Annotated in this window: 14 protein-coding genes; 4 read left to right on the top strand and 10 right to left on the bottom strand. The window is 37.2% G+C overall.

Translation table 11 applies throughout. The features are described from left to right. The first annotated feature begins 10 nt into the window (after nucleotides 1-10). Together pheA and UFO1_RS13910 are read left to right on the top strand one after the other, a co-directional pair. A complete protein-coding gene (gene pheA / locus UFO1_RS13915; RefSeq protein ID WP_038671727.1) occupies nucleotides 11-886 on the top strand; it encodes a prephenate dehydratase in 876 nt (291 codons plus the stop codon). A 156-nt stretch (nucleotides 887-1042) separates the two neighbouring features. Next, nucleotides 1043-1804, top strand: a complete 762-nt coding sequence (locus UFO1_RS13910) for a DUF4931 domain-containing protein (RefSeq protein ID WP_038671725.1) — start codon at nucleotides 1043-1045, stop codon at nucleotides 1802-1804. Nucleotides 1805-1893: 89 nt separating this feature from the next. Here UFO1_RS13910 and UFO1_RS13905 read toward each other — a convergent pair whose 3' ends face one another. Continuing rightward, nucleotides 1894-2769 carry a LysR family transcriptional regulator gene (locus tag UFO1_RS13905; protein WP_038671722.1) on the bottom strand — a complete coding sequence of 292 codons (876 nt, stop codon included), beginning with the start codon at nucleotides 2767-2769 and terminating at the stop codon, nucleotides 1894-1896. A gap of 192 nt (nucleotides 2770-2961) precedes the next feature. On the opposite strand from UFO1_RS13905, the gene UFO1_RS13900 reads away from it, so the two are divergent. Beyond that, the gene (locus UFO1_RS13900; RefSeq protein WP_038671720.1) at nucleotides 2962-4173 is read left to right on the top strand and encodes an MFS transporter; all 1212 of its coding nucleotides are present in this window, start codon (nucleotides 2962-2964) and stop codon (nucleotides 4171-4173) included. A 500-nt stretch (nucleotides 4174-4673) separates the two neighbouring features. Here the strand turns inward: UFO1_RS13900 and UFO1_RS13895 are convergent, their stop codons facing one another. The 3 genes from UFO1_RS13895 to UFO1_RS13885 all read right to left on the bottom strand — a co-directional run bounded on the left by UFO1_RS13895 (nucleotide 4674) and on the right by UFO1_RS13885 (nucleotide 7034). Beyond that, nucleotides 4674-5813 carry a DUF2920 family protein gene (locus UFO1_RS13895; protein WP_038671718.1) on the bottom strand — a complete coding sequence of 380 codons (1140 nt, stop codon included), beginning with the start codon at nucleotides 5811-5813 and terminating at the stop codon, nucleotides 4674-4676. 356 nt (nucleotides 5814-6169) lie between these two features. Next, the gene (locus UFO1_RS13890; protein WP_038671716.1) at nucleotides 6170-6463 is read right to left on the bottom strand and encodes a zinc-ribbon domain containing protein; all 294 of its coding nucleotides are present in this window, start codon (nucleotides 6461-6463) and stop codon (nucleotides 6170-6172) included. A 358-nt stretch (nucleotides 6464-6821) separates the two neighbouring features. Further along, the gene (locus UFO1_RS13885; RefSeq protein WP_038671713.1) at nucleotides 6822-7034 is read right to left on the bottom strand and encodes a hypothetical protein; all 213 of its coding nucleotides are present in this window, start codon (nucleotides 7032-7034) and stop codon (nucleotides 6822-6824) included. A gap of 391 nt (nucleotides 7035-7425) precedes the next feature. Here UFO1_RS13885 and UFO1_RS13880 point away from each other — a divergent pair, with 391 nt between their 5' ends. After that, entirely contained in the window at nucleotides 7426-7845 is a 420-nt protein-coding gene (locus tag UFO1_RS13880) for a bacteriohemerythrin (RefSeq protein ID WP_038671711.1), read from the top strand. A 72-nt stretch (nucleotides 7846-7917) separates the two neighbouring features. Here UFO1_RS13880 and pgaD read toward each other — a convergent pair whose 3' ends face one another. From pgaD to UFO1_RS13855, 6 genes are all read right to left on the bottom strand, one after another. Continuing rightward, nucleotides 7918-8469: a poly-beta-1,6-N-acetyl-D-glucosamine biosynthesis protein PgaD gene (pgaD, locus tag UFO1_RS26220; RefSeq protein ID WP_371256729.1), complete on the bottom strand. Its 552-nt coding sequence runs from the start codon at nucleotides 8467-8469 to the stop codon at nucleotides 7918-7920. Between the two features lie 72 nt (nucleotides 8470-8541). Further along, nucleotides 8542-9786: a poly-beta-1,6-N-acetyl-D-glucosamine synthase gene (gene pgaC / locus UFO1_RS13875; RefSeq protein WP_038671709.1), complete on the bottom strand. Its 1245-nt coding sequence runs from the start codon at nucleotides 9784-9786 to the stop codon at nucleotides 8542-8544. A gap of 31 nt (nucleotides 9787-9817) precedes the next feature. Continuing rightward, nucleotides 9818-11668 carry a poly-beta-1,6-N-acetyl-D-glucosamine N-deacetylase PgaB gene (gene pgaB / locus UFO1_RS13870; RefSeq protein ID WP_038671707.1) on the bottom strand — a complete coding sequence of 617 codons (1851 nt, stop codon included), beginning with the start codon at nucleotides 11666-11668 and terminating at the stop codon, nucleotides 9818-9820. 35 nt (nucleotides 11669-11703) lie between these two features. Further along, on the bottom strand, nucleotides 11704-13998 hold the full coding sequence (locus UFO1_RS13865) for a hypothetical protein (protein WP_038671705.1): 2295 nt from the start codon (nucleotides 13996-13998) through the stop codon (nucleotides 11704-11706). 11 nt (nucleotides 13999-14009) lie between these two features. After that, nucleotides 14010-14879, bottom strand: a complete 870-nt coding sequence (locus tag UFO1_RS13860) for a hypothetical protein (RefSeq protein WP_038671703.1) — start codon at nucleotides 14877-14879, stop codon at nucleotides 14010-14012. 168 nt (nucleotides 14880-15047) lie between these two features. Then, nucleotides 15048-16004 carry a metal-dependent hydrolase gene (locus tag UFO1_RS13855; protein ID WP_038671702.1) on the bottom strand — a complete coding sequence of 319 codons (957 nt, stop codon included), beginning with the start codon at nucleotides 16002-16004 and terminating at the stop codon, nucleotides 15048-15050. Between the last annotated feature and the right edge of the window lie 85 nt (nucleotides 16005-16089).

Here is a 16089-nt window from a genome sequence, read left to right as displayed (position 1 = left end):
GGTACTAAGGATGACTTACACTAACAGTGGGCCCATTTTAGAAAAAATAGTAGGTTACCTTGGGCCACATGGGACCTATAGCGAGGAAGTGGCATTCTGCCTATACCAAGATATGAAAGTAGATTTTAAAACCTACTCTAGTATTGATATGGCGATTAAGGCAGTAGAATCTAAAGAAGTAGCGGAATGTATCGTGCCGGTAGAGAATTCGCTTGAAGGTTCAGTGAATGTCACCTTAGATATCTTAGCCCACGAAACTACGTTGTATATTATCAAGGAAGTGATTTGGCCAGTAAGGCACAATCTGCTAGTTAAAGAGAAGACGGATTCAATTAAGGTAATCGTTTCTCATCCCCAAGCGTTGGCCCAGTGTCGACGGAATTTGAGAAAATTGTTTCCTGAAGCTGAGCTGCGGACGATGAATAGTACTGCAGATGCTGCCACTTTAGTTGCTAGCGGTTTAGAAAATTATGCAGCAGTTGGCAGTCTAGGTGCTGCTGGTATTTATGATTTGCAGATTATGTCTAGGGACATTCAGGATAGTTCTACGAATTGTACTCGGTTTATTGTATTAGGAAATCACCCCGCTAATCCTTCTTCTCAAGATAAATATAAAACTTCCCTAGTGTGCCAAATTGATGGAACACGTCCAGGTAGTTTGTGTGAAATCCTACAGGAATTTGCCGGGAGAGATGTAAATCTTACAAGAATAGAATCAAGACCTGCACGTACTGGTCTCGGCAACTATATTTTTTTCTTCGATCTAGATGGCAGTATGGAGGAAAGTAATGTACGTAGTGCCGTAGAAGCAGTAAAAGCCAAAAGTTTGTGGTTTAAAAGCTTTGGTTCTTATCCTCTTTGTACCTTGCAGAATAGTACTCTTTAGTTATCAGCCAAGACTGGGGCTATGTTGAAATTCTATGCTCTCAATTTCGAAAAAAACGCGTAAGCGTTTTTTATTTATTAAAGGAGATTTATCTATAATCTTGAAATGGTTATTATATAGGTAAGAACCATTTCAAGATTATAGGGGAGATATAGTATGGCGGAAACGAATCATTTAATTTTTGACTCTACGATTGGTAGTTTTAAACCAGAGAATATTGTAAATACGGAAGTGAAGTGTCCATTTTGCTGTAGGGAAAAGTTAGAGGGTGTGATTGCAGAAGATGGCCCCATCCTTTTATTAAAAAATAAATACCCAGTATTAAGGGATACGTTACAAACTCTAATTATTGAAACAGAGGATTGTCATTCTGAATTGTCACTGTATTCAAAAGAACATTTATACCGTTTATTTCATTTTAGCGTGGAAAAATGGCAAGAAATGATACAAAGCAAAGAATTTGCTTCTGTGCTTTTTTATAAAAATCATGGTCCCTGTTCAGGTGGCACGATAAGACATCCTCATATGCAAATTGTTGGTTTGAAAAATATAGATTATACCACAAGAATAACAGCGAATAGTTTAGAAGGAACTGTTATTCATCAAAGTAGTGGTGCAGAGTTAAATCTAGCAAAACAACCGAGAGTCGGGTTTTGTGAATTTAACGTAAGATTGTACAATGCAAAAGCGCTGAATCAAATGGCTGACTATATACAAATCATTGCCCACTATTTATTAAACCATTTTCATAAAAGATGTAACAGTTATAATATATTTTTCTACCAGTTAGAGGGTCAAATTTCTGCCAAGATTATGCCACGACTTGTTACTTCCCCTATTTTTATCGGCTATTCTATTCCTCAGGTGTCAAGCCGGGGTGAGGAAGTTATAGAAGAGATACAGAAAATATATTTTTGATATTGCCTTTCATAATACCGATGGCTACGATCATTAAGGTATTACAAAAATAATAAGACTTCTTCCATAAAGGGAAGAAGTCTTATTATTTATTGGAAGGACTGGATGACAAAACTCTTGAATTTTTGGGCAGCGGGGGACAGATAGCGTTCTTTTATCCAGGCGATACCAATGGTGCGCTGGCATAGGGGGTTAGAGATAGGTAAGAAAGAAATCTTCGCTTTATCTAAGCCAAATACATGTGGAATTAAAGCAACACCAAGTTTGGCTTCAACTAGACCAGCAACTGTCATAATTTCTTCCCCTTCAAAGGTGATAAATGGATCGATATTTGCCTCTTTAAAGAATTGGTCTGTTAAAATGCGGAGGCCATAATCTTTTTTGAAGGTAATAATGGGTTCAGCCGCAATTTCTTTAAGTTCAATAGTGTCACGCGTTCCTAGGTAATGACCATGAGGGATAACAACAAATAATTCTTCAGCAAAGAGGGGTTCCCATTCCACGTGCTCTCTTGTTGCAACGGGAGAGCAGAGGCATAAATCAATTTCACCGTTCTCCAGTTGGTCCAATAAGAGGGTAGTAGTATTTTGATAAAGCTTAAACTGTATATTAGGGCATGTTAGGCGAAATTTACTTAATAAGCCTGGTACAAGATTTGGCCCTAGGGAATGAAGAAAGGATAAGGATACGCTGCCGTGGTCGGGATGAATTAAATCATGAATGGCTTGTTTTCCTGCGGTGATTTCCTGCATTGACTTTTCAACATACTGGAGAAAGATTTCTCCATAGCGATTAAGTACAACGTTTTTTCCACGGCGTTCAAATAAGGGAAAGCCCAATTCTTCCTCTAATTTAGCAATGGAACGGCTAAGGGCTGGTTGAGAAATAGATAGTTGTTCAGCGGCATGAGTAACGTGTTGTAATTCCGCCACTAGCTTAAAGTATTCAAGTTGATGCCATTCCATGAAACAAACCACCTTTTTCTGCTATGTAATCAGAACTCTTTTGTTAAATCATAACTAGGAGAAGATGAAATGTCAAACTGATGATATATAATCATATAACATTGATTATATAAAAATGATGCATTGGACATATGATCAATCCAAGTTTAGAATGAAGAGGAAAGTTAAAGAAAAGAAGAAGGATTGGATGTTATGAGGGGAAATATACAAAAGGGTGATCCTTTGTATTGGCGGGGAATATCCGCATTATTTTTAGGAAGTTTTGTTACCTTTGCATTGCTTTATTGTACACAGCCCTTGATTCCTGTTTTTTCACAAGAGTTTAAAGTAGCACCTTCTTATGCGAGTCTCTCTATATCCTTTGTTACAGGGTTGTTAGCATTGTTTATGTTAGCTATGTCATGGTTATCGGATGTAAGAGGGCGAAAAATAGTAATGGGTATAGCTTTGCTGAGTTCTTCAGTGTTAGCTGTTATTATTTCTTTCTGTCAGAACTTTGAAATGTTATTAGCCTTGCGGGCTTTGCAGGGGATTATGCTGGCGGGATATCCTGCGATTGCAATGGCTTATATAAATGAGGAGTTTGATCCAAGTATTGCAGGTTTGGTTATGGGGATCTATATTAGTGGCAATTCTGTTGGTGGTTTGACTGGACGTATTATTGTCAGTACTTTGACAGATTATTTTTCATGGCATATCGCCCTGGTCGGTATTGGTTTGATCAGCCTTTTAGTCAGCATATGGTTCTGGGCTAGCTTACCAGATTCATGTAATTTTTCACCTAAAACCATAGCAATAAAAGAAGTAGTTCCTGCTTTGGCTAGAAAGTTAAAAAATACAGAGTTATTTCTGCTCTATATGACGGGCTTTTTGATTATGGGAAGCTTTGTTACCTTGTACAATTATATTGGTTATTCATTAATGTCTCCGCCTTATAACTTAAGTCAGACGGTTGTTGGTTGTATTTTTGGAGTATATCTAATTGGTACCTTTAGCTCCACCTATATGGGAAAACTTGCTGACAATAGTGGCAGTTCTAAAATTTTATGTTTGTCTGTAGGTATTATGCTGCTAGGTTGTCTGATTACCTTACATGCTAATTTGTATATAAAAATTATAGGCGTTGCCATTTTTACGTATGGTTTCTTTGGCAGTCACTCGGTGGCTAGTAGCTGGGTAGGGAAGTGTGCTCATTCTGATAAAGCGCAGGCTGCTTCTTTATATCTACTTTTTTACTACGTAGGCGCGAGTTTAATTGGAACAATGGGAGGACAATTTCTCAGCTGGTATGGATGGGAAGGGGTAGTACTTTTAATTGGCATATCTCTTATGTTTGCATTACTGATTGCCGCCTTTCTTTTGGTTAAAGAAGCACGTTATAAAGAAGAACTAATCCGAGTGTAGAGTAGCATTGACTAGCATTATTAACAAAAATAATGACGCGGTTCGAATAATGGAAAAGACCTTACCAATTTAGGTAAGGTCTTTCTACATTGCTGCTTAAAAGAATACTAGTTCTTGTTGGCAATTTTCCGTAAGCAATAGACAAGATTCTCTTTTTCACGATGAAAATTTATACATTGACAACATTTACCGTGCCGTTCGCAATCTGTTTTTGGACAGGTGCAGTTTTGTTCGTTACATCCAGCCATAAGTGACCTCCATCCTATTTAAATTTAGATTAATTACGTTTATTTTAATGCGAAATGGAAAGGGAGTAAAGAAGTTTTTACGGGAAAGCGTGTCGTGGCCCGCCTACCTATCGAATGGACCAAAGAACTATCATTCGAGTTACTCTATTAGTCCTTTAATTTCTTTAGTCACATTCTTAAAAAGAAAAATTTTATCAAGATTTAAGAATTCTTATGTAACAAGCTGAGTATGTCTATAAAAGCAACGTTTTTTCAGAAGGCCTTATTCCTGCCTGAATGTTCTCCTTTTATAATCAAATTAGGAAACCCTATTGAATAGTCTACCTCATAAGTAAATTGAGTTGTTTTAAAAACTACGTCTGGAAGTAGAATTTTAGAAGAAGTACTGAATTGATCTTTATAGCGTGCCATATTATAGTGGAAAAACTCTAAAAAATCCGCATCTAATCCATGGTTTGTAGAACGAAATATTACACCATCAATATCTGCCGCTGAAATTTCATTGTACTGGCAAAATGGTATAGAGGAACAATAAACTTTTTTGTCAGTACAGGATATTAGGGTATCGGTAGTTCCGTGAAAAGAACTTATTATACAATTATTATTGAATTGTTTGTATAATAAAGGTAGTTCTAATAATTCTTTATCCTGTGAAAGCTGGGCTGCTAAAGATGAAATATATGTACACACATATGTTTCATCTTTAGAAGCTATCATGTCTACTATAGTTCTTGGTGTTTCAGGGTTTAAATAACGGGGAAATAGCCAAGCTGAATTATCAATGAGCAGTGAAAAAAGTGTGGGGGCAAATGCGTTGCACAAATAGCCTAAATAAGCGCCATGGGAATGACCATAAGCTATGATTTTTTTTGCATTAAAAATTAATTTATTATCATTTAAAATAGCTATCACTGCTAAGATAGCTGTTAAATTATCTAAAGTTTGCATTAGGCCCATATCATTAAAATTTTCAATTGTTTCGTTAAAATTACTAGTACGAAAAATTGTAATATTATACTTATACGCCAGATCTTGTATAACATCCGCACTTAAAGTTGATTCATTTATAATCAACTTTGGATTTTTAAAGGATAAATCTTCTAGAAAACGGACTATGTCAAATCTCATGTTAACTGGTTCTTGCATATACTCTTGACCGAAATAATCACATTGTATTGTTATAAGATTATATTGATCAGCAAATATTTCTCGCATCTTTTTATAAACGTTTGAATTTAAATCTGCCCCAAAACCTGGAATTAATAGTAAAATTCCAGTATCATCATTTATGCCATCTGAGGGTTCACTAAAACAAACTCGTAATGTTCTTAATGCTGCATTGCAATAAATATTACAATGGGCAGGTATATCAATAGTATGTTCTTTCGCCAAGATGAAACCTCCATGTGCTGTCCCTTGTAGTAATATTTGAAATATTGGTTAAGAATGCTCATATATGTTTTGGGACTACATTAGAATTGTACCATAGTACTTGCTATTTTTATAGAATTATTAGTTAATTATTGGTCGATGGAGAATGAGTTCAAAAGTTTCAACTGTGTAATGAGGGGAGGTTTTACGAGTTTTTTCTTTGGTTTCAGTGCTAGGATTCTTCGCTTTCATTGTATAAACTAGAAGAGTTAACTACTGTTTGCTCATAAATAAAAAATCAATGATAAATTAGTAGCAAAAAAAATAAGTCGAAAATAAAAAAAGCCCCTGTCATAAGACAGGGACTTTCTGACATCCTAGCGGTTCTGGCTAAAGCAATCTCTGCAATATACAGGACGGTCGCCGCTTGGACGGAAAGGAACTTGTGTTTCAACACCACATGAAGCGCAAGTAGCGTCATGCATTTCGCGTTGTTGGTAGTTGCTGTTACGGCCACCGTTACCATTTCTTTGTTTGTGAGCTGCTCTACATGAAGGGCAACGTCCTGGTTCGTTGGTGAAACCTTTTTCAGCGAAGAAATCTTGTTCTGAAGCTGAGAATACGAATTGGTCTGCGCAATCGCGGCAAGTTAAAGTTTTGTCTTGAGTCATGTTTTGTATAGCCTCCTAAAATCTGTTACTAAAATAGGTAATGAGAATTTCATTGTCTCTTATTAAAGTAACCTTTAACAAGGACGGATGTCAGCCCCAATCGATCTATTTGAGTGCTTCTAAACTATACGCCAAATTAGAAAAAAAGTAAAGAGATTTCTTTTTAAAAATTGAAAAAAATTATTTTTTTGTAAAAAAGTTTATTTCAATGTGTCATGGAGAAAAGGTTTCTCTACATTTCTGCATTTCAAAAGTGCGTCAGTAGTATTGGATCTGCTACAGAAAAAAGCCAGCAACGTATTGGCAGTGCGTTACTGGCTTTTCCCTTTTTACTTCACAACCATTCTTGACCCAAAGCTTACTCTAGATCTGGCTTGCCTGTCTGTCTGTCTGTCCGTCTGTATTCATCATCTGCATCACCGCCCTCGAGATGCGTTTCGGTATAATTAATGGGGTTTTCAACTTGTCCGGAACGTTTCAATTCTTGGTACAAAATTTGCCGTTTATCATCGGGTAGTTTTGGGACGATTTGGTTAATTTCTGACCATTCTTTGATATGTCTCTTAGTCATATAGTACCTCCTTCTTTAGATCTTACTTTTATTATGTCCAAAAGATATATGAAAAGTCTTCAAAAACTTTTCTTCATATAATACTTAGCCCCATAACGATTTGAGTAAAAGAGTCTTTTATTATAAAATCAAACTAGAAAGCCGTATTGCCCTATTGTTGCTTTAATAAATTAGGGTAATAGAGAATATCAGGCTTGCTTTTTTTACGTCAAATAGCAACTGTTGAATTAACATGTGGTCATTACTAAAATATTACTGTATTATTTTTAATGGTATAACTAGATGATATCATTACAATTTTAGGCATAAAATAAAGTGGTCAAGCAGGGAACTAAGGATTTTCAGGCGAATGAGAGAGAGAAAGAAAGCATGGTGGAAAGGAGGAATAAAGATGGCATTTTTTAAATGGGATGAAGCATATTCTACAAATGTGCAAGAATTTGACAATGACCATAAGAAATTAATTGATTTATTTAATGGGGTTTATAAGCAAGTATTTGAGTGTGAAGACTTGGAAGAGGAGAGGGCTTTAACACATCAGACATTAGTAGAATTGTTAGAATATGTGAAGTATCATTTTACAGCAGAAGAAGAATTAATGATAAAGTTTAATTTCCCTCAATATGTAGAGCATAAAAAGGAACATGAGTATTATATACAAGAAGTAAATAAATTTTTAGAACAGCACAACGAAGGAGTAGTCGCTCTGTCTTTTCCTACCTTTATGTTTCTTAAAGAGTGGATTACGAAACATATTATGGTTCGCGATAAAAGTTATGGAAAGTTCTTTAATGATAGCGGCATAAACTAAAGAAGCTGTTGAATGAAAATTTGAATAGCAATAGAAAAAACTATCTTACGTGATAACATAAGATAGTTTTTTCTATTCTATCAACTTTCTGTGAAGTGTAGGGAAATAGAGTGTCTTTGTTTTCAGTGAAGCATCATTTAGCTTCTTCCAAGGCAAGGGACTTACTCTTTCCAAGTATAAACAAGGAGAGGTTGATGATAATCTTTTTAGCAGGGTAAGGGTAAACGTAAACTGTGCTGGTGTAATTAACGCATATTTGGCGTCACGGGCATTGATAATAGTTTCTAGTGGTATATTAAAGGCCAGGGCTAATTTGGAGTTGGGAACCGTAGCAGGGGGGGTGCGACGATCTAAGCAGCCATAACACAAATAATTCCATGATGACCAGCTTATTAGTAAAATAAGAATAAATAGAGCAAAGATAAAGGTATATAGCATCATTTCGAGAGTGGGTTTGGGCGATGAGTAGGGAGAAAAGTCTAAAATATACCAATGGTCCATAAATATGGAAAAAGTAGCAATTAGTAATGGATAGCAGAAGTAAAGAAAGAATATCCAAAATAATGCGGAAAAAAAAGTTTCTAAAATACGTAGTAAGAAACTCTTTAGTTGTGGTTTATTGATTAGTAAGTGACTACCTATTTTATCACCCCCGAAGATGCTAGCAATGCTGGCCTTAACACCTCAAAAAATATTTTAGGATAAACCTCGATCTGGGCTCACCCATGTTGCAGGGGTCCCCATTTTACGAAAAAGGGCAGTCGGTGTAGCTTTGACTGTGGCGAATGCAGTAATAATCCAGTAAACCCAAGGATACCATATTACCCAAAATACATATTTAAAAAGGCCTTTTTCATAACGTTTATCGATATAAAGTGCCGCACTAAATTGTATAACTGAAATCAAAACCAATAGAGACCCCTTCCAACCAGGAAGTAAACTCATAGCATGAAGATTCATAAACGGGAATAGTAAGCTTAGAATCCATAGGGACAGAAAAGTAACATAGGTGTAGGACCACATGACAGATGTTACATATTCAAGATATACAGGCCACATACGGCGCTGGCGCCAATCTGTCCAAATGTTAATATGACGCCGAATGACTTCACCGCCTCCTTGGGCCCAGCGGACTCGTTGCTTCCATAGACCTGATAAACTTTCTGGCACTAAAATCCAGCACAGGGCATTGGGTTCATAGCGAATATCCCAAAATCGTTTTTCTAGCTTCCAAGTAATATTAATATCATCAGTAATCATATCAATGTCCCAAAGATCTACATCCAAGAGGGCTTGCTTACGAAATGCAACAATGACACCTGAGACAGTTAATACCTTGCCTAAGATTCGCTGAGTTCGTTTAATCATACCAATAATAGACGAGTATTCACCTACTTGAATTTTCGCTAGTAAAGTAGTGCGGTTTCGTACTCTAGGGTTTCCTGTAACCGCGCCTACCCTAGGACCACTTAAAAAGTGACCAACCATCCAATGGATTGCGTCAGCATCGAGATGGGCATCTGCATCGATGGTAAGAATAATATCTCCACGACTTGCTAAGGTTCCATAACGTAGTGCAGTAGGTTTCCCTCTATTTTCTTGTAGCCGCAGGAAGCGCAGTTTGGGGTAACGGTCCACCATTTCTTCCAATATAGCAGGTGTTTTATCAATACTGCCATCATCTACGACAATCACCTCAAAATTCGGGTAATTCGATGATAAGATACTAAAAATCGTGCTAGAAATTGAGATTTCTTCATTGTGGGCAGGAATAAGAACAGATACAAACGGATATTGATCAAATATCGGTGCTTCACGGCTTTTGTTATGTTCACGCCGAAAATAAAAGAACAATGCACCCAATGTCCAAAGTATGCTCATAGCGAAAGGGTAGTAGAAAAGAAAGTTTATAAAAAAAGTAATTATTGTGCTAGTAAGCATAAGAAGCTCCTTTTTCTTTGGGTGGGGTGGATTATGGTGATGAAAATATATTTTCAGGATAAAAAGCAAAATGAATGACATGCTTGCTTTTTAAAGTAGCAACCTGCTGCTGTAATTCCCTGACACTAAGCCATTGTTTTTTATGCCAGTCGTAGGTTTGTAGCTTAAAGACTACTTTAGAGGTATTGACTTTATTTTTTAAAGCCGTATCTGCAAGCTGGCCTAACCAGACAAGGGGCTTATCATACTGCTTTTCCATATAGGGGTAAGCCATAACAATGGTGTAATCGTAAGTGGTGAGGTATTGATCATAATTTTGGGACAACCAAAATTCAGATTGAGGCTCAGTTATAATGGTAGGGTATAAATTACGTGCTGTTGCTAGATAAGGGCGATACTGCTTCATCGCTACGATAAGTTTTTTAGTTAGATCTGTTAAAGCCTTTGTTTTGATTTGTGCCCATTGGGCTTGGGTTTCACTGTCTTGTAAGATTTCAGGAGTTAATGCTAGACCTGTAGAATTATAAAAGGATCTCTTTGCTGCTGGTGAAAAATCCTCATAGTCGTTAAGATATAAGTCATCTTGAAATAAGATACCGTCAATGTAACTATAAGCTGCTAGGTCACTAAATAGTGCTTCTAAATGTGTTTGTACCTCTGGACTAAATGATGTTGCTCGATTGTACCAACCCTTCCCTTTGTCTGAGTAAGCAATAACTGTATCTTCTGGTCGATCTTTTAACAGCCATTGGCAGGCCAAGGTGGGCATCCAAGCATAAACTATAAATCCTTCTTTACGGAGTTTTGCAGCGATATGACTGAAAATGTCAGCTCGAACAGGAGCTTCTTTAGTATAAAAATAAACACTTTCGATGTTCCCATTCCCATTTATATCACTAAATCCTTGTAAAAAGATTGTATTTATTTCGGCAGCACGCAAAGATTCAATTGCTAGGGCAAGATTATTTTCCGTTTCGCTAGCACTTAATGGATCATAAATAAGATCAATGTCAAGTTGCGCAGCCATCATTTGTTTGGATGTATGAGTACCTGATTTTAGAAAATTAGCAAATTTGTCTCCTGTCAAATTTGTTTCTATAATTCCTCGACGGGCATTTGTCATGCTGGAGGGAGTTAAAGAGTTAAAAACGTCATCTAGCCCTAAAAACAAGGTAAAACCTTCTTTCTGGGCAATGTCAATTGCAGATTTCGTGTAACTGCCATAAGGCCAAGCAATCGCTTTTACCTTGTGTCCGAGCTCCTTTTCAAAGACGGTCTGGCTTTGTTTTAAATCACTTTGTATACGTTGATGATAGATATCAATAGATTCATATTGTCCGTGAATATATTGTAAGGTTTCTGTCATCTTTCCACTATCACCTTGGGGGTTCATTATGGCGGAGCGATGAGATTGGTGAGTATGAGATGCAAAAGAAATTAATCCCGACTTTTCCATTTCCCGTATTTGTCCCCATGTTATTACCTCTCCTACATCCGGTGGAGCATAGTCTGTCCAAGAGGTAACAATGGCCGAGACTGCAGGGTAATTATATTCTTTAAGTAGTGGATATACCTTAGTGTAAAGTGATAGATAACCATCATCAAAAGTAAGTAAAATAGGCTTATTGGGTAAAGGGGTACCCTGCGTAGAGGCCTCAAGATATTGATCTAATGATATAGGATGGTAGCCATTCTTCTTGAGAAATTCAAAGTGTTCTTTCAACGTATTGGGAGTAATCGTAAAGGTGTTGTAGGGGTGTTCCACAACATCATGATAACAAAGAATCATAACACCATTTTCCTCTGCTGCAATAACTGGGCTTGTAAACGATAAAAAAAACAGTAAGGATAAAGCTGTGGTAAGCAAGAGATTAGGCACCATATCTGGTTCTCCTTTCCTAGACTGGGGGCAGCGAACTACCAATTCACTCGGTAATAAAGGTAAGATTGTTTATACCCAATGCCTAGAGTGTTTATGCTTGTAGGTAGGGTATTATGAAAGCCATACTCAAGTCCTGCAACGAGCACTTTGTTCGGTGAAAATTGGTGGTTAAACTCTACACCAACGCTCGGTGAAAAGGCAAATGCTTCAGGGCGATCTCGATCCCAAACAGCTCTGAAATTTGCATTCCAAGAGTTCTTTTCAAGAGTCCAGCGTTCTTTAAATCCTATAACATAGGCTTCTCGAACGGTTGGAGGCTCATAGGTCAAAGGTTGACCTTTTATTTCCTGGTATTTGTAATTAATTCGGTCAAAAGATGTAAACCAGGTTAGAGTTTTTTTCTCATTTGAAAACATAGTGTGTTCTAAATTTACTCCATAGGTTTCCGAAACATTGCTGTCACTGTAATTGGAAGAGGCGAAAGCAACGTTATACTGATCTTTAAGACCCAATTGGCGATGAAAGCTTACTTGATAATTAGTAGACATAATAGGCAACAGTAGTGATTTTAGATCTTTTATGGGAGCACGTTCTACTTTTAACCCCACTACAGAATTGTCATTAAAATAGTGATTGGCAAAGAAGCGATAACCGGTAAATAGGTTAGTAAAACGATAATTGTCTAGCCAAATGGTAGCATCTTGCCTGGTGTCTTGGTATTTGAGACCAAAAGAATTGGTTTGTAAAGTAGCGGAGTTTACTCCGTTGTTCATGATATTCCTATTTGCCCCTGCTAATAGAGAGAACCGTCCCCTTATATGGAGCTTGGCCGTAAGTTCCGCTATTATTGTGTTGTTGTTTTTATAATCACTTTCTACCTGGTAATTATATTCAATACTGCCTTTGGGGCGAGCCTCATACCGTTTACTTGCTTGATCTGTAATAGGACTATAGGAATAGCTTTCTTCAAGAGAATCAAGTGCTGTATCTGCTGTTTTATAATCGCCTACTGCTAGAGCTGTGCTAACGATACCTGATAATCCAACAAGATTACCATCTTTCAGTGTACTTAAGGCCTTATATTGCTCATAGGATTCTCGGGGCATATACTTTTCGGATAAGGCATAAGCGAATTGTTTTCGATACAATACATCATTTGGAAAAACAGCAATTAGTTTTTTATATAACATTTTACCCGTGAGAAATTCGTTACTTTCTATAAAAGAAGCAGCGTCTTCTGCTACTATATAGGCCAAGTCAGGATGGGCAGATAGTATTTCATCATAGAGAGACAACCCTTTACTTCGGTTGCCAGATTTTACATAGGCATAAGCTAAACTTAATTTTACAGACTTTAAATTGGTTCCCTCATTGCCTCGCTGGAGAATTAAATTGTATATTGATATCGCTTTTTGCAGTTGTGCTGAGCGAAGATAGGAATCAGCTAGGGCTTGCAAACCAAAATCCGGTACTAGGCTGAGGTCTGTCCAAAGTTTGGTTGCTTCCTGAATTGCTAGCTTATAATCATTGTTTAATCTTAGGGCATAAATATAATTTGATTGCATTTTCATACTAGCAGAACCATCGGTTATTGTTGGTTGTAATAGCAGGATGCCCCTGCTGTAATCACCATGTTGTATAAAAGCAATAGACATCTCATTGCGTAATTGACGCTCTGGGTTACCTTCCTGACCAGCAGGTATTAACTGGAGTGCTCTCGTTACATCAATGGCAGCAGTTACTGGGTCACCAGCTAAAATCAGCATTGACCCGCGGCTAACATAAGTTTCAATATCAGTTGGATCTTCAAATATAAGCTGATCATAGATTTTATTTCCGAGGGCGAAATCATTTATGTGCATCAAGGCTTCCGCTTCCCAGCGCCTAGCCTGGCGATCTCCAGCTGCACCAACTTCATGATAGAGTAGGTATGCTTCTTTGAATTTTGCCAGCTTGTAGTAGGCACCGGCTATGTTCTTTTTAACATATAGGGGTACCCTCTCAAGATGAAGTATTTGGTCTTCATATAGTGAGATTGCGCCCCTATTATCTCCTGACCATGCTAACACGGTGGCATAGTCAAATAGTATATTCGGATTCGTACTATTTGCAGACAGCTGCTTAAATAGGTTCAATGACAAAGGGAATTGCTCATTGCGAGCTAGGGCTAAGGCATAGTCGTAGGCCGCTTGCTCATTATAAGGGTTTTGTTCATAGGCGATTTGTAAAGCCGGCAGGTGTATATCGTTAGCCCAGGCAAGAGGAATAAAGTAATTGGTGCTAAGTAATGCTGTAATGGCGAAGGCGAGTGTGTATTTAGGAATATCCATAGAAAGCTCCTCTAAAACTTGATAATTCCAGTCATATAATAGCCCTTTTGAACATTAACCGCCTTGTTCCATATTATGTCTGGATTTGTATTTTCTCGGCCGTTATAAAGACTAAAATATTGATAGCGATAACCTAAGGAAAGTACTGAGGTTGAGTTTAGAGCAAATTGTAAACCAATTTTTGTATCAAACATTCTTGCCGTACCAGAATGGGCAAATGATAAATCACGTAGATTCCACCAGCCCTGACCTTGGGCTAACAGTAAAGGGGAATATATGAAAGAGCCAATAAGTGCAGTTGTATTCGTTAAGGGAATTGTATGCCGTACCCCGAAATGTGGACCTTGATAAATCATAAGATAGCTTGAATCTAAATTGACGAGGGGGACATTTACGTTTGAATAATCTTCTATTGAGTAAAAGCCATTTTTCATAGAGTAAAGGTTTCGATTATACTGATACCCAGCTAAGAAATCAGTGCGTTTTGTAAGATTTTTTTTCCAGTCGGCTGTGACAAAAAGACCTTTATTTTGCGTGTCAAAAGTGCCAAAATACCATAAATTATTATTTTTTGAATAGTCCCAATCGGAATCAGTGCCAAGCTTGGTAGTAGGACTGGTTGTCATGCCTACTTCAAGCTGTAGAGATTGGTGTTTTGCTAGTTTCTTGCCAAAACTTGCTATGAGATAAATGTCTTCGTGTGGGTAATTCAATTCGGAGGCACCATCAATTACCTTTGTATGTAAAGGAAATGTAGTCTGCCAGCTTTGTAATCCGGAAGTATGCCAGGTTCCAATTGAGAAAGAGTCAGATGATGCCAAGGTTGTATTGGTTACAAATGTTAATGTAATCGATAAAAAAGCTTGTATCCATTTCGACATAGAAAAACCCCTCTTGTTTACATAATGTTAGAGAGATTCGCCAAAAAGTTTGAAAGCCCTTTCCTAAAAGAAGAGGTAAATGTTGTAAGGGAAGTACTAGAAGGAATTCAAATTTGTAGAAAAAAAGAAACAGAAAAAAATCCTCAGGAGAATTTTTTTCTGTTTGTGTTACCTTAGCTGGTTACATGGAATTTTCATTGTATTTCCATAGGAATAAAGATAAGACTCTGTTGGAAGTCGATTATTATCAAAAATGATCGTCCCTCGGTGTAGAAATTCTTTATTTGCGATATAGCGAAGGTCGTAAATATTTACACAGCTGGAATGAAGGCTTTGTTCCTCTTCAAAATAAATAAAGGGGGTAAAGGTAGTGAAAAAATCACCAAGTATCGTTTTTTGGGCTTGCAAGGTAAAGGGAGAAACAGCTTTTTGTTTTGTTAAGTTGGCATTGGTTTCTAATACGGGATAAATAGCTCCTAGTTGTCCAACTGTATAAGATTGTTTTGTTTCTAAGACAAAATCCCAAAATAATATACGCTGTAAGGAAGGCATAATTGAGACTTGTACAATATCTTCATGGGAAAATATCTCATGTATTTGCCTTCTTGCCTTTTTGCGGAGGAGTATGCGAAGGCTAATATATGCCACAATCGTAAAAAAAGTAAGACAAGATAAGATAAACATAGTAATGGGTAAAGTATAGATACTCGTCATGAGCAATAGGAGTATAGGGTCAAATACATTTAAAAGTTGTAAGCTTTTGCGTTCCTTACGAAAAGGCCATAAAATTGCCACTCCATGGGTATTAAAATAATCAATGATACTGTGTGACAGACAACCAGCAAAGGCCCAGCCAAATAAGGAAAAAAGATTGGTTTCCGGCATAAAAGCATAAAGACTTAAGCTAATCATAGCTGCCCACATGCATAAACCAGGGATGGAATGAGAAAAAGAGCGGTGCTGTCTAAGGTAAGAAAAATTTCCTTTGACTTGAGCGATAATATCAAAATCAGGTGCTTGCGCGCCAATAACCGTCGCAAGATAAATAGGATCATGTAAGGATAGAGGATGTCCAGATAAACCAGCAACAGCCATGCCAATTAGTGCATGGGATAAGGAATCCATAATGATGCCTCCTACCTATTTAATTTACATAATATTATAACATAAATAGGGGGCTGTGTTTCATAGTAAGTTTTGCCTGTAAATA

The sequence above is a fragment of the Pelosinus sp. UFO1 genome, from assembly GCF_000725345.1.
Lineage (GTDB): Bacteria > Bacillota > Negativicutes > DSM-13327 > DSM-13327 > Pelosinus.
Note: the sequence above shows the minus strand (reverse complement) of the source record. Positions and strands in the feature narration are given on the sequence as shown.

Bases quoted from the DNA above. Each gene is read 5' to 3' on its own strand.
- UFO1_RS13885 (WP_038671713.1), bottom strand. From the start codon at position 7,034: ATGACTAAGAGACATATCAAAGAATGGTCAGAAATTAACCAAATCGTC.
- UFO1_RS13865 (WP_038671705.1), bottom strand. From the start codon at position 13,998: ATGGATATTCCTAAATACACACTCGCCTTCGCCATTACAGCATTACTT.
- UFO1_RS13900 (WP_038671720.1), top strand. From the start codon at position 2,962: ATGAGGGGAAATATACAAAAGGGTGATCCTTTGTATTGGCGGGGAATA.
- UFO1_RS13880 (WP_038671711.1), top strand. From the start codon at position 7,426: ATGGCATTTTTTAAATGGGATGAAGCATATTCTACAAATGTGCAAGAA.
- pgaB (WP_038671707.1), bottom strand. From the start codon at position 11,668: ATGGTGCCTAATCTCTTGCTTACCACAGCTTTATCCTTACTGTTTTTT.
- UFO1_RS13905 (WP_038671722.1), bottom strand. From the start codon at position 2,769: ATGGAATGGCATCAACTTGAATACTTTAAGCTAGTGGCGGAATTACAA.
- UFO1_RS13910 (WP_038671725.1), top strand. From the start codon at position 1,043: ATGGCGGAAACGAATCATTTAATTTTTGACTCTACGATTGGTAGTTTT.
- UFO1_RS13855 (WP_038671702.1), bottom strand. From the start codon at position 16,004: ATGGATTCCTTATCCCATGCACTAATTGGCATGGCTGTTGCTGGTTTA.
- pheA (WP_038671727.1), top strand. From the start codon at position 11: ATGACTTACACTAACAGTGGGCCCATTTTAGAAAAAATAGTAGGTTAC.
- UFO1_RS13890 (WP_038671716.1), bottom strand. From the start codon at position 6,463: ATGACTCAAGACAAAACTTTAACTTGCCGCGATTGCGCAGACCAATTC.
- UFO1_RS13860 (WP_038671703.1), bottom strand. From the start codon at position 14,879: ATGTCGAAATGGATACAAGCTTTTTTATCGATTACATTAACATTTGTA.
- pgaC (WP_038671709.1), bottom strand. From the start codon at position 9,786: ATGCTTACTAGCACAATAATTACTTTTTTTATAAACTTTCTTTTCTAC.